Source organism: Nodularia spumigena CCY9414, from assembly GCF_000340565.2.
In the GTDB taxonomy this organism is placed as follows: Bacteria; Cyanobacteriota; Cyanobacteriia; order Cyanobacteriales; family Nostocaceae; genus Nodularia; species Nodularia spumigena.
Map to the genome: position 1 here is coordinate 4,023,531 of NZ_CP007203.1, position 14,145 is coordinate 4,037,675.

The 14,145-nt window shown below is 43.5% G+C and carries 12 protein-coding genes; 6 read left to right on the forward strand and 6 right to left on the reverse strand.

All coding sequences use genetic code 11. The annotated features are described in order from the left end of the window. Nucleotides 1–6: 6 nt before the first annotated feature. The 4 genes from ribD to NSP_RS17580 all read right to left on the reverse strand — a co-directional run bounded on the left by ribD (nt 7) and on the right by NSP_RS17580 (nt 4,142). Nucleotides 7–1,101 (reverse strand): bifunctional diaminohydroxyphosphoribosylaminopyrimidine deaminase/5-amino-6-(5-phosphoribosylamino)uracil reductase RibD, encoded by a 1,095-nt coding sequence (gene ribD, locus NSP_RS17565; protein ID WP_231859604.1) that lies wholly within the window; start codon nt 1,099–1,101, stop codon nt 7–9. Nucleotides 1,102–1,624: 523 nt separating this feature from the next. After that, complete coding sequence (mreD, locus tag NSP_RS17570; RefSeq protein ID WP_071839328.1) at nt 1,625–2,230, reverse strand: rod shape-determining protein MreD; 606 nt, start codon at nt 2,228–2,230, stop codon at nt 1,625–1,627. A 45-nt stretch (nt 2,231–2,275) separates the two neighbouring features. Beyond that, nucleotides 2,276–3,040, reverse strand: a complete 765-nt coding sequence (gene mreC / locus NSP_RS17575; RefSeq protein ID WP_006194848.1) for a rod shape-determining protein MreC — start codon at nt 3,038–3,040, stop codon at nt 2,276–2,278. Nucleotides 3,041–3,134: 94 nt separating this feature from the next. Continuing rightward, nucleotides 3,135–4,142 carry a rod shape-determining protein gene (locus NSP_RS17580; RefSeq protein ID WP_006194849.1) on the reverse strand — a complete coding sequence of 336 codons (1,008 nt, stop codon included), beginning with the start codon at nt 4,140–4,142 and terminating at the stop codon, nt 3,135–3,137. A 369-nt stretch (nt 4,143–4,511) separates the two neighbouring features. Here NSP_RS17580 and NSP_RS17585 point away from each other — a divergent pair, with 369 nt between their 5' ends. Further along, complete coding sequence (locus NSP_RS17585) at nt 4,512–4,874, forward strand: single-stranded DNA-binding protein (protein WP_006194850.1); 363 nt, start codon at nt 4,512–4,514, stop codon at nt 4,872–4,874. A 55-nt stretch (nt 4,875–4,929) separates the two neighbouring features. Here the strand turns inward: NSP_RS17585 and NSP_RS17590 are convergent, their stop codons facing one another. Further along, nucleotides 4,930–5,676 carry an SIMPL domain-containing protein gene (locus NSP_RS17590; protein WP_006194851.1) on the reverse strand — a complete coding sequence of 249 codons (747 nt, stop codon included), beginning with the start codon at nt 5,674–5,676 and terminating at the stop codon, nt 4,930–4,932. Nucleotides 5,677–5,916: 240 nt separating this feature from the next. Between NSP_RS17590 and NSP_RS17595 the strand changes: the two genes are divergently transcribed. From NSP_RS17595 to murI, 4 genes are all read left to right on the forward strand, one after another. Next, nucleotides 5,917–6,330: an EVE domain-containing protein gene (locus NSP_RS17595; RefSeq protein ID WP_006194852.1), complete on the forward strand. Its 414-nt coding sequence runs from the start codon at nt 5,917–5,919 to the stop codon at nt 6,328–6,330. A gap of 96 nt (nt 6,331–6,426) precedes the next feature. After that, on the forward strand, nt 6,427–7,917 hold the full coding sequence (locus NSP_RS17600; protein ID WP_006194853.1) for a cation:proton antiporter: 1,491 nt from the start codon (nt 6,427–6,429) through the stop codon (nt 7,915–7,917). 609 nt (nt 7,918–8,526) lie between these two features. Further along, on the forward strand, nt 8,527–10,452 hold the full coding sequence (locus tag NSP_RS17605) for an N-acetylmuramoyl-L-alanine amidase (RefSeq protein WP_006194854.1): 1,926 nt from the start codon (nt 8,527–8,529) through the stop codon (nt 10,450–10,452). A 385-nt stretch (nt 10,453–10,837) separates the two neighbouring features. Further along, entirely contained in the window at nt 10,838–11,692 is an 855-nt protein-coding gene (gene murI / locus NSP_RS17610; protein ID WP_017804287.1) for a glutamate racemase, read from the forward strand. A gap of 57 nt (nt 11,693–11,749) precedes the next feature. On the opposite strand, the gene NSP_RS26370 is transcribed toward murI, so the two are convergent. Further along, nucleotides 11,750–11,926, reverse strand: a complete 177-nt coding sequence (locus tag NSP_RS26370; RefSeq protein WP_006194856.1) for a hypothetical protein — start codon at nt 11,924–11,926, stop codon at nt 11,750–11,752. A 1,190-nt stretch (nt 11,927–13,116) separates the two neighbouring features. Here NSP_RS26370 and sds point away from each other — a divergent pair. Continuing rightward, on the forward strand, nt 13,117–14,088 hold the full coding sequence (gene sds / locus NSP_RS17615) for a solanesyl diphosphate synthase (RefSeq protein WP_006194857.1): 972 nt from the start codon (nt 13,117–13,119) through the stop codon (nt 14,086–14,088). Nucleotides 14,089–14,145 lie beyond the last annotated feature (57 nt).

Here is a 14,145-nt window from a genome sequence, read left to right on the forward strand (position 1 = left end):
TATCAACTATGAGTTTTTTTGAGGCAAATAACCTTCAACTAAGCAATCAGAACCGACAACACGCCAACTAACTCGTTCCAATGTCAGGGCTTCGGTCATGATGGTAAAACCTAAATCACCTACTGGCGTAGCAGCATGACTACCACCAATGATTTTAGGCGCAATAAAGGCCAGAATTTTTTGTACTGCACCTTGAGCGATCGCACTTGCGGCCAAAGTCCCGCCACACTCCCATAACACGCTACAAAAACCGCGATCATATAAATTGGTCATCACCAACTCTGGTGTCAGGGATGTTAACTCTACTACCTCAACTCCCTGTTGGCGCAAGAAACTTTGAAAATCAGGAGAGCTACCCTCTTCGGTGAACACCACAGTCGGAGCCTCCGCAGTATCCCACAGGCGGGCATCTTCAGGCAAATTCAGCTGACGACTCATCACCACCCGTAAAGGATTATGCGCTCCTACCTGATGACTGGTTAAGTAAGGATTATCTTTTCGGACTGTATTACCACCGACAATTATGGCATCACACCCGGCTCGCAGTTGATGAACTTCACTACGAGCATCTTGGTTTGTCACCCAAGCACTGTGACCAGAGGTAGTAGCAATTTTACCATCTAAAGTCATGGCGTATTTCAAAATACCCAAAGGTCGTTTATGTACAATGCGGTGGATAAAAGCTTCATTGAGTTGATAACAGGCTTGGGCTTCAACGCCGACAACTACCTCCACACCAGCCGCACGTAAACGAGCAATACCTCCGCCACCCACCAAGGGATTCGGGTCAACTATACCAACGACTACCTTCGCCACACCAGCTGCGATTAACGCTTCCGAACAAGGGGGAGTGCGTCCGTGATGATTACAAGGTTCCAGATTAACGTAGACTGTCGCACCACAAGCGCGATTTTCTTGGGTAGAGTCCGCGCCCACACCTGCGGCTTTCAACGCAAAAACTTCTGCATGAGGCTCACCAGCACAGGGATGAAACCCTTCCCCAACTATTTCTCCATCTTTGACAACCACCGCCCCCACTAACGGATTAGGTGAAGTGCGTCCCAAAGCACGGCGCGCCAGTGCTAAACACCGTTGCATCATCGCCTGGTCAAAGTCACTACCTATTTTATCTTTATTTGGTGAATCAGATTCCACAGGCGATCGCACCAGCGCTGTTTCTTCGATACCCGGAGGGCTTTTGTCAGTTCGCAATATCAACCCATTATCCTGAGTATCATGGGGTAGAGATACAATACCGGAGGTTTCACGCGAATTATCCATAATTTTGGGCTGTAATTTCAATATTTTGGACGCTAGCTGCTGTTGTCGTGATACTTCAACAGTAATATCCAAGGGTTATTATTTGCTATTAGGACTTACGCACACTCTACATTTTCTTGGCGTTCTACAGCCCTTGCGGGCATCGCTGCGCGCGGGCGGCTAAAGCCCTGGGGGCATACGCTACGCGAACGATAAATCAAGATTTTTGGCAATTATTGCGTAAGTCCTGGCTATGTGGTATCTTACTCAACTCTAGCTTGAATCAAAATTACGAGTCGTTATGCGTAAAGCCCCTGAAATTCTATTTAGGGGTTAACAGCTAGTTAGTGTTTTACTATTATTCTCACAACTTACACTTTTGCCACCAAAGATTTAAGGGATAATAAACCACAGGGGCCCAAAGACTACTGAGAATAGCAGAAGCCAAAGCGCCCCGTTGATAATATGCCCAAATATCTTCCACTTCGCGACCACCTATCAAACTTAATTGCAATCCAAAGATAGTTTCTGCCACAATTGCCATCACAAAGACAATTAAGGCAATAGAAATAAAATCTTCTTGGATAAAACGCTGCTTTTGCAGCAAAGCAGTCAACAACCCCACAAAACCCAGAGTAATTGCATGGGTAGGATGAGGAGATGTCATAGCATCTTGAAGTAGTCCCAAAACTATACCAGCGAATATTCCTTCCCAAACCGAACGCTTCACACTCCAAGCCACCACCCAAATTAATAGCCAATTAGGCCCAATTCCCAATAATTCCATTCCTAAAAAGCGGGTTGGTAACATCAGTACACAAAATAGTACAGACCCAAACGTTACTGCCCAATTTATCACTGTACGTATACCGGGATGCCAGTGAGCAAGAGGCCTATTGAACATTTGGAATTTTCGCTGTGGCGCTCTAGGCTTACTAGACCTGCTACCTCTCCATGAAGGCACTTTCATCTAATTAAATTTTTAGTTTGCCAATTCTGGTTTTGTCGGCTATCTCTAATCGGCATCTTGCGCGAACGGATATACAGCTACCCAATCTAATGATAGTATCGGCGGTAAAAGCTCAACTTTTGCCACTGATGCTGGAGATTTCTTTAAATCCAACGACTTAACTCGCCCTACTGGCACACCAGCAGGAAATTTCTGACTATAGGCAGATGTAGAAATTAAATCTCCTACTTGAACATTTGGCACTTTTTCATAAAACTCCAGCACAGCTTCCGCCGAAGAAGCACCCCGCAAAACACCCTGGGCTGAAGTGCGGTTAATTGTTACACCCACTTGGCTATTGAGGTCACTAATTAAAAACACACGACTAGTATTAGGAGTTACACTCTCTACTAAACCCACCAAGCCACCATCAGTTTTGACAATAAAGCCTTGTTCAATACCTGCATTTGAGCCACTATTCAGGGTAACTTTTTGCCACCAGTGGTCAGCACTACGTCCCACTACCCGCGCTACAATTGGGCGTGATGAAATTGGAGCTTTCTCAACGTATCCTAATAATTTTTTCAGGTTTTTATTTTGACTTTCTAAATCAGCTATACGCGTTTGCAACTCCAAAAACCGGGCATCATTGAGACGTTCTTCTGGACTTGTCCCCGTCTGTAATATTTGCAACGGACGGCTGACCAATTGGTACATTTCCAGCAGTAAATGACCCTGTGTCTGTCTCAACATCCAGGCACTACTGACTACTACGGTTAGTAAACCGAGTTTTAGTAATTTATGATTCCACCAACGAATTACAGTCACCATCTATACCTAAATTTATGAATTCAAAAGATATGAGATTCTATTTATAGAGAACCAAAATTCAACCAAAATAGAAGCCAATATCTGCTTTTTATGACTAATTATTGCCATAACGCCCACTTAGAACACGTTCTAGCTGTTCAAAGTTTTCTAACACACGACCTGTCCCCTGCACAACACAACAGAGAGGATCAGCAGCAATGTGGGTGAGAAGCCCTGTTTCATGGCTAATTAGGGTCTCTATGCCTCTGAGCAAAGCACCACCACCAGCTATCATAATTCCTCTATCAATAATGTCTGAAGCCAATTCTGGAGGCGTGCGTTCCAGTGTCCGCTTCACAGCTGCAATGATGACTGATAGGGGTTCCAACATACATTCACGAATTTCTGCCCCTTTGAGTGTTACCGTTCTGGGTAAACCAGAAAGCAAGTGTACGCCTCGGACTTCCATCATGGCCTCATTATCATGTTCAGTCGGATAAGCCGAACCAATGCGAATCTTGATATCTTCAGCAGTCCATTCTCCAATCACCAAGTTATAGGCTTTTTTCAGATACATAATGATTGATTCATTTAGTTCATCACCAGCGACGCGTACTGATTCACTGATTACAGTACCCTGGAAACTTAACACGGCAACTTCTGTTGTGCCGCCACCAATATCCACAATCATATTGCCTGTTGCCTCGGAAACAGGTAGCCCGGCTCCGATTGCTGCTGCCATTGGCTCATCAATTAAATACACTTCTCTGGCTCCAGCTTCCACGGCTGCATTGGATATAGCCCGTCTTTCTACCCCTGTCACACCACTGGGTATGCCAATGACAATTCGCGGCGAAATCAGTGATTTCCCCCCGTTTACACGTAGAATAAACTCTTTTAACATCAGCTCGGCTATATCAGAATCAGAAATCACTCCATCACGCAAGGGACGGAGGGCAATCACATTTCTCGGTGTCCGTCCGAGCATTTTTTTGGCTTCTTCCCCTACTGCCACTGCTATCTTTCTGTTTTGATCAATAGCCACTACAGAAGGTTCTTGGAGTACAATGCCTTTACCAGATACATAAACTAGGGTGTTAGCCGTACCGAGGTCGATACCCATGTCCCATGATGAGCGAAAGTTCCTAAAAAGCCCCACGCTTCTCTACGTCCCTTATTTGCTATACTTGTTTGCTAAAAACTGTTATAGTTAATAGTGCTGCATTTTATTATGTTTTTTACTGTGAGTTTAGCAGGCTAGCTATTTTATGAGAAACTTTAGCAATCCTTACTAGGTTTTAGCTGCCCATATTATTGAGATTCTCTAACTATTTCAATATATCCCTATAGTTTTTTAATGGGTCCAATACATTTATCTCATTTTTCTACGCAGTTTTACTGTTAAGTTTTTAGCATATTTTTAAATAGCTTTACAATTGGCTATGATTAAAATCAAAATATATCAGTATTTTTGTACTAAAAGGTCAGAGCCATGAGCATTAACATTGTTACCCTTGTTGGTCGTGTCGGCGGCGATCCAGATATTAAATATTTCGAGTCTGGTGCGGTGAAGTGTAGATTAACCTTAGCAGTTAATCGGCGATCGCGTAAAGATGATAAGCCCGACTGGTTTACCTTAGAACTGTGGGACAAAACAGCCGAAGTAGCGGGTAATTATGTCCGTAAAGGCAGCTTAATTGGAGTCAAAGGTTCCTTAAAGTTTGACACATGGAGCGATCGCCAAACAGGAGCCAACCGTTCTACACCAATTATTAGAGTAGATCAACTAGATTTATTAGGTTCTAAGCGGGATACAGAAAGCGGAATGGCAGATATGTCTTCAGAACACTTTTAATCATTCATCATTGGCCATTATCAATAACCAATGACTAATGACCAATGACCAATGACTAATAACTAATTTGTAGTGTCACCGATGCTTCTACCTGCTGTTCACCACCAACTATCGGGGTGGAAGCATCAGCATTAGCTAACTTAGCAACCTCAGCACGCTGCAACATCGGTGGTGGGGGCGCACTTGCACCATTAATTTGAATACCTACCACTTCCTGAGCCTGGAAACCCAGGGTACTCAAAACAGCATTAGCTTGTTGTTGAGCGTCTTGGGTGGCTTGTCTGAGTGCTTCTTTTTGAGCAGATGCGATCGCCTGATCATTAGCAACAAAACTAACACCGTTAATTTGCGTTGCACCGACCTTTACAGCTTCATCTAAAAGCGTACCCGCTTTATCAGTAGCAATGCGAAAACTTACAGTGTTATTAGCAGTATATCCAGTAATGCGTTGCACATTATCAGTGTAACTATAAACTGGATTGAGGCGGATACCAGTAGTTTGTAATTTTTGCACATTGCGGTTTTTCAGCAAAGCCACCACAGCCGATGACCGACGAGCCGCTTCTTCTTGTGCTAACTGTGCCGTTTTCCCCTGAACCTCCACGGAAAGACTCACTTGTGACAAAGTGGTAGGAATTGTTTCCACACCTCGACCGCTAACTGTCAGAGTTCGCAACAATTTTTCTTTTTCTTGAGCCAACCCAGACGGGATAAAAATTATACACAACAGTAAAGCTAATGGTAAAATTTTCCCACAGTTACCAACCCGCAACCGACAACCGGATAAAGCAGCTTCATACATAAAATTTGCACTCCTCTGAACAGAATTTACAGATGCTTGAAAAAAACGTATCAAGTGTAATTCACACTCAACAGGTATCTCTTAACTATCATCAACTCAGCACTTTATTTTACAGACGCGATTTACCGCGTTGCAGCACTTTCCATATGTTCTTAGTTTGACACTGCCATAGTCAGAAGTAGGAACGGTTACATTTTTGGCAACTAAAAAAAATCAATTAAAACTTGTGGAGACTCTGTGATGGCATACTGGCTGCTGAAAACTGAACCAGAAAAATATTCCTACTTTAATTTAGAACAGGATGGTAGTACAGTTTGGGATGGGGTCAACAATGCTCTAGCGCTCAAACATTTACGGAATATGCTTCTTGGCGACTTAGCATTCATTTATCATACAGGCCAAGAACGACAAATTATCGGTATAGCAGAGGTGGTAAGTCAACCTTATGCTGATCCAACCTTAAACGATGCCAAACGGGTAGTTGTGGATGTCAAGGCACTCAGAAGAGTCTCTGTACCCCTCCCACTATCCCAAATTAAGCAAAATGGACAATTCACAGACTTTGACTTGCTACGGCTTCCTAGACTTTCTGTTGTGCCAGTATCCGAATTTTATTGGCAACGCCTGATTTCATTGACTGACAGCACAAAATAATTTATTAAATATCTTAAAATATATGTTGTTTTCCATAAAGGAGTAAGAATAAAAGCAGGATTTTCGCAGAACACATTAGGATTTTTGCACAACATAATGCAGTTTTTAGATGCAAGCAACGTATATTTTCCCCTGCTGGCGAGTACAACAGAAACAGCAGACAGTTCAATGGTGATAGGTGCAGTATTACTGAGTTTAGTGGTAATCTATCTGTCCAGTAAACTGGGTGGCGAGTTATCCAACCGAGTAGGTTTACCGCCTGTCTTAGGTGAACTCTTAGGAGGTGTGGTTGTGGGCATCTCTGTTTTGCATCTGTTAGTTTTTCCTGAAGGTGGTACAGACAGTTCTAACTCTGTAATCATGACCTTCCTGCAAATTACTGCGGGTTTAACTCCTGAAGCTACCCCTGCCGTATTTGAGGCACAATCAGAAGTCATTTCCGTTTTAGCAGAACTGGGTGTAATCATTCTGCTATTTGAAATTGGTTTGGAGTCGAACTTAAAAGACTTGATCTCAGTGGGGCCCCAAGCTGCCATAGTGGCGGTAGTGGGGGTAGTAGCACCTTTTACGGCTGGGACTGTGGGATTGATGCTTTTGTTTGGTGTCGGTGCTGTGCCAGCGATTTTTGCTGGGGCGGCTTTGACTGCCACTAGTATTGGCATTACTTCCAAGGTGCTGTCAGAATTAGGAAAACTTACCTCCAAAGAAGGGCAGATTATTCTAGGTGCTGCTGTCATGGATGATGTATTAGGAATCATCGTTCTCGCAGTAGTCGCCAGCCTAGCGAAAGATGGTGCAGTAGATGTGAGCAAAGTCATCTATCTAATTATCAGCGCCAGTGGTTTTCTGATCGGTGCTGTCGTACTAGGTAATATTTTTAACAAGACCTTTGTGGCGATCGCTAACCAACTCAAAACACGTGGTGAACTGGTGATACCAGCATTCATCTTCGCCTTTGCTATGGCATACTTGGCCTCAGTTATCCAATTAGAAGCAATTTTGGGAGCTTTTGCTGCGGGTTTAGTTTTAGAGGAAACCGATAAACGCAAAGAATTGCAAAAGCAAGTTATACCTATTGCCGATCTGCTAGTACCAATTTTCTTTGTGACTGTTGGGGCAAAAACCGACTTGGGAGTCTTGAACCCAGCCATCCCCAGCAATCGCGAAGGTTTAATTATGGCAATTTTCCTGATCGCGGTGGCTATTATCGGTAAAGTAATTACAGGTTTCAGTGTCTTTGGTCAACCCCAAATCAACCGTTTAGCAATTGGTGTGGGGATGATTCCTCGTGGTGAAGTCGGGCTAGTTTTTGCTGGAGTCGGTGCTGCCAGTGGTGTTCTTTCTAAATCACTGGGGGCGGCAATTATCATGATGGTTATCACTACGACCTTTTTAGCTCCCCCACTTTTACGGTTCGTCTTTCCAGAATCAGACAAATTTGTACCCGACCAAGACAAACTGATTTTAGACAATGCTACGGGGACACCGTTGATGGTCGAAAAACCTGCATCGATAATGTCTACCGTAAATGATGCTAAAGATCGGGAAGACAACCCAAATTATGGGGATAATTCCCCAAAAACCTAAGTAAATTAAGGGACTAGGGACTGGGGTCTAGGGTCTATAGGGTCTCACAAAGTGTGTTTCTCATCTTCCATCCCCACAGACCATTCCCTAGTCGCAGGAAACATAATCCCTCAAGCTCCGTCGTTGGAGACTGTGAATTTGAGTTTTTGTCTCACCACTATTCGCATTCAAAATGTTATATTTTGCCAGTCTTACCCTGCTTTATAATGTTAATTTAGATACTTTAAAGCAATTAGCCATCAGTGACAGCAAGTTTAATCACATCATTGCAGTTTTTCACTGAAAACATTGATTGCCAGACAGCCATTACACAACTGTTCCCCAATAATAAGGCTAAGTGAAGCATCACTGACCAAGATTGAATGAGTTTGGTTAATTATGGTGATACTCTTGTTGCATCTGAAATACTTTGCTCTCGTGAATATTATATCCTGATAGGATGGCAAAGTTAGAGGGAATACTAGCAATTTAAGCCATTAATTGTGTCTTTATACCAGCACAAAAGTCACAAAAGTATCAAAGAGAAAGATTAGGTTGTAACAGTGTGACGATTAGCCAATATGTTGAGATATTGATGGCTCCCATGAACGCGAATCAGGAGAAAGGATTGTGAAATTACACTGGTTACTACCCAGTACTGTAGGAAGTATCGTCTTACTATCGTCGCCGGCTGTAGCAGCAAAACTGGAATCTTGGCGTTTTGATGCCAATCAAAATCGTCTGGAAATTAACACAAACAGCGCTGTTCAACCCCAAGCACAACTGATATTCAACCCTACGCGTCTGGTCATTGATTTGCCCAGCACGACCTTTGGGCTGCCGCAGTTCACACAGCCCGTAGGTGGTGCGGTTCGTGCTGTCCGCGTGGGGCAGTTTGATCCACAAACAACGCGCCTAGTTGTTGAACTCAGTCCTGGCTATACCCTAGACCCCCAGCAGGTGCAATTTGAAAACGTGAGTGCCAGTCGCTGGAGGGTAAAATTACCAACACCAACACCAGAGGCTAGGGTTGAGCGTAGCCCTTCGCGTAGCTTGCCCCCACAGGCCCAAGCAGCATCTTCTGCCAGAAATATCTACAATGTAGTCACCCTGGACTCTGATGCTAATACCAAACCGGAGTTCTCTAATCAAGTTGCCCAATCCACACCAGGAAGAACTCAAATTGAGAACTTACAGGTAACAGGGGATGGGTTGTTTCTGAGGACTAATGGTGGCAATCCTCAAGTTAAAATCAATCGCAGCCGCGATCGCAATACCATTTTTATGGATATTGCCGACGCGAGTCTGTCGCCTAGTCTGACGCAGCTAAATCAAGAAATTAACAGACATGGCGTGAGTCGCGTCGAATTGACTGCTTTAAACAGCCAACCACCTGGTGTCCGCATGACCTTGCGGGTAGACAAACGCAGCCCAGACTGGCAAGCAACCAGTAGTAGCGCTGGCGGTTTGGTGGTTTTACCCTCTCGTGTGGTCAGATTACCAGGAAACAATTCCAACAATTCGCAGAACAACGGTTCCCCACCCCCAACCACTCGCAACCTACCAGTTGCCATTAATTCGCCAGCCATAATTCAGTCTGTGGAATTGGCTAATAATGATACGCAGTTACTGATTAGAGGCGATAAAACAGTAAATGCCACGAGTGGATGGGATAGATCCTCTGGTTTGTTCCGAATCACTATTCCCAATGCTAAGTTAGCTGCCAACGTTACAGGCCCAAATTTTAGTGCCAATAGTCCCATCCTTCGAGTACGCTTGCAACCTCAAGACAATACAGTAGTTGTCTTGGTGCAAGCAGCCACGGGAGTACAAATTGGGGAACTAAACCAAGTCAGCAACCAGCTTTTGGCTCTACAATTACAAGGGTCTCGTCAGGCTAGGGTTTCACCCCCAGTGGCTTTCCCACCCCTACCACCACCAACTCAAGGGCAACTACCAAGTCCAACGGCTCCTCCCCCACCCAGATCCCAGCCTGCGCCACGTCCAGTACCCAAAACCAGAGCAATAGTCATGATTGACCCTGGACACGGTGGTAAAGACCCAGGTGCAATTGGTATTGGCAGCCTGCGTGAGAAGGATGTAATTTTGCCAATTAGCAAAAGAATAGCCGCGATTTTGCAGCAAAATGGTGTACAAGCAGTATTAACCCGTGATTCAGACTATTTTGTCAGCCTGCAAGGACGAGTGGATTTGGCAGACCGAGCTAACGCTGATTTATTTGTCAGCATCCATGCTAATGCTATCAGTATGAGTCGTCCGGATGTCAATGGTTTGGAAACATATTATTACGACAGTGGTCAGAGTCTAGCTAGCTCGATTCATAGCAGCATTACTCAAAATGTGACTATCAGAGATAGAAAGGTGCGGCGAGCCAGATTTTATGTCCTCAGAAAAAGCTCTATGCCCTCAGTTCTGGTGGAAGTGGGTTTTGTTACAGGTGCAGAGGATGCGGCTAGGCTCAGAACCACAGCTTACCAAAATCAAATGGCCGATGCGATCGCTCGTGGTATCCTCCAGCATCTACAACGAAGATAAGTCAACAACTCAGTACTAATATCCTGGCTAATTGAATTTCATTGTTTCACTTGTCGGCGGTCAGCCCCACGTCTGTAATCTTGGATTCGGCGTGGGATGAAAGCTAATTCTCATTCACTCCTGTCTAGTGTCATCTCATCCTGGAATCACAAGTTGTTTCGACCTGAATTAGGATGACAAAATTCAAACAATGTGATAATTTTGAACGCCATTAGCTGTAGCTTTAATACCAGCAAACCATTTTTTTGGATGCAAAGGAAATTCTGATCTGTGAAAGCCGCAGGTCAGAATTTTCTTTTCAAATCTGAAGTTTAGGCGTTACGAATTACAAATTTTCTGCTACATTTTGTATTTTATATCCCAAAACACCAATCAATATCTACCTGTGTATTCATCATCGATCTTTGACGACCATCTTGCAGATAAAGAGCCTCAACGCGCCCCCATTGGCGTTTTTGACAGTGGTGTGGGTGGGCTGACAGTACTGCGACAACTTTATCGCCATTTACCCAATGAATCTATTATTTACTTTGGAGATACAGCTCGACTGCCTTATGGCATTCGTACACAAGTAGAAATTTTACAGTATGTGCGCGAAATCCTCAACTGGATGCAACAGCAACGTGTAAAAATGGTAATTATGGCCTGTAATACTAGTTCTGCCCTCGCACTAGAAATAGTCCGAAGGGAGTTTAGTCTGCCGATTATCGGAGTCATCCTACCAGGGGCTAAAGCAGCAGTACAGCAAGGAAAACGTATCGGTGTCATTGCTACCCCAGCCACAGCTAAAAGTAATGCCTATCGCCATGCTATTCTCGAAATGGATGCTAATGTCCAAGTTTGGCAAGTCAGTTGTCCTGAGTTCGTGCCACTCATTGAGCAAAATCGCATCAATGACCCTTACACTACTGAAGTAGCACGCTCATATCTAGAGCCGTTAATACAGCAAGAAATCGATACATTGGTCTACGGCTGTACCCATTATCCCCATCTTGCACCAATACTGCGATCGCTTCTCCCTTCTCAAGTCAAACTAGTTGACCCAGCTGTTCACGTTGTGGCCGCTTGTACTCAAGAGTTAGAATTACTCGGATTAACTAATACACACCCCCCACTACCAACTCGCTTCGCTGTTAGCGGTTGTCCACAAAAGTTTGCCAAATCTGGTGTACAGTGGCTAGGCCACACTCCCACAGTTGAGAATGTGGATTTCACTGATACCGCCGTTTCCCAATTTTAATCGCCATTCATCATTGCTGATTATTTTCAGTTTTGCCTTCTGCGTAGTAGTGCTAGCCTATTGACTATTAACTACCTCAGTCACATGAGAAGTTACTGAAACATCTAGCTCGTGTTTTCCTGGGTTAGTCCCAGGTAAATTTCTAGGAGCAGATTTTTTGCCAGTTCTCTTGGCCAGCGCTAATAATAAGTAGACTGTAAACAAATATCCAGCAGCTAAAATAAAAGTCAACATAGGCATCTTCCCGTAAATCATCGTTCTACCAGCACCCTTCTTAATGGAATATGTAATTTTTTTTAATTAGAAAAAATTCAACCAACCAAGTGGATCCTTGATGGCTGTAGTTTGCTATACTAAAATCTCCCGTAAATTTACAAATATCTACGGTCAGCTAAATAATTATTGAATTGAGTTTTTTGCAGACCACACACACCACAACAGTTAAATTGCTAAACAGCAATATTAACTGCACTCCTCAGCAGTCTACTGAGTCTGCATTATTTATGGGCATACCTCTATGACCAGAGCAGCCTTAGCGTTCAACAAACACTAACACCTTGTAGCGAATAACCATAAGGATACCGCAAAGCTCCACATCAGGAGGCTTAATTGCCGTGGAAAGAACAAAGAAATAATTTTCTTAATTCTTAACTGACAGCGACGACTTATTTTAGACACTCAATACCCAATAAGTGAAATTACCTAAAGGCGATTTACCTTTGGAAAAAGAGTGATGAAAAATTTTAAATCCCTATATTTTAGCGTAACACAATGATCCTGAGTTTTCAGCCAAGTTTGGGGTTAAATTTGAAAATTTCTAGATAGCTCAAAACCAGGCTGCGAGGACTTAGCCATCCCTTGGTATTAGTTAGTGTATACTTTCCCACTTGGATTTAAATTAAATATTTAATACTTTGTATTCTTTGTTACTTAAATTACTTATGAACAAAAATTCATTTCTGGAAAAAAACAGCAATATCCTGGTAATAGAGTCTTTACATAAAACACAAGAGGTAGTGTTCTCTCAAAAATATACAAAAAATATTAAGTATAGCAACCGCCAAGGACGTTAGCACATAAACTGATCATAAAAGTTAGACACCGAAAGGTTTTTACCCTACTCCCCACTCCCCACTCCCCAGCTATAAGTTTTATTTCTTTACTTTGAATGACATAGACAACAAAGATAAAAAAAATATTTGCCTGATGCAGAGAATATTTTTCTGAAGACGAAGCATAGCTATAGAGCCTGTCCGTAAGGATTCCAGCCAACTTGTAGTTCTCGCTCATCTGCACAATTGGCAAATAAAAGACAGCAAATAAGCAGATAGTGTCTAATCAAAACTTTGCGCTGGCACAGGCTTATCTTAAAATGAGTGTAGGATATGTAAACTTTCGTAACCTAAGCCAGAGTCCGCCCATCCATGACCTCAGCCACCTCCCTGTTTACCCCTGTGGAAGCAGACCTGCGACTACTAGCAGAAAACCTCAAGCAGCTAGTTGGAAATCGCCACCCCATCCTATTTATGGCAGCCGAACATCTATTCGGAGCTGGGGGAAAGCGTATCAGACCAGCAATTGTTCTGCTGATATCGCGGGCCACAATGTTAGAAGAAGACATAACGCTGCGTCACCGCCGCCTAGCAGAAATCACGGAAATGATTCACACGGCAAGCCTAGTGCATGACGATGTGGTAGATGAATCACAAATGCGACGTGGTGTGCCTACTGTTCATAGTCTGTTCGGTAATCGCATTGCTGTCCTAGCAGGAGATTTTCTCTTCGCCCAATCATCCTGGTATTTAGCCAACTTGGATAATTTGGAGGTGGTGAAACTACTCTCAGAAGTGATTATGGATCTGGCTACAGGCGAAATCCAGCAAGGAATAAATTGTTTTGATAATGGCATCTCTATAGAGACTTACCTCAAAAAGAGCTATTACAAAACAGCCTCCTTAATTGCCAACAGTTCCAAAGCAGCTGCGTTACTCAGTGACGCTTCCCCAGAAACTGCCGAAAATCTGTACGACTACGGCCGTCATCTAGGCCTGGCATTTCAGATTGTCGATGATATTTTAGATTTCACCAGCACAACTGATACTTTGGGTAAACCAGCCGGATCTGATCTCAAAAGTGGTAATCTCACCGCACCCGTTTTATTTGCTTTAGGGGAAAAACCAGACCTAGAAGCGCTCATTGAACGGAAGTTTGAGCAAGAAGGAGACTTAGAGCAAGCCCTAGAGCTGATTCAAGACAGTCAAGGTATCCAGCAAGCGCGGGAATTAGCGGCTTACCATGCCAAGTTAGCAGTTGATCATCTTCAGGTGATTGCACCCTCCGAATCACGGGAGGCACTAATTAACATCGCTGACTACGTACTTAGTCGGCTTTATTAACAAATTTGAGATTTTTAAATTAAAAATTTTAGTCTTTGCAGTTGGGATTTGAGATGT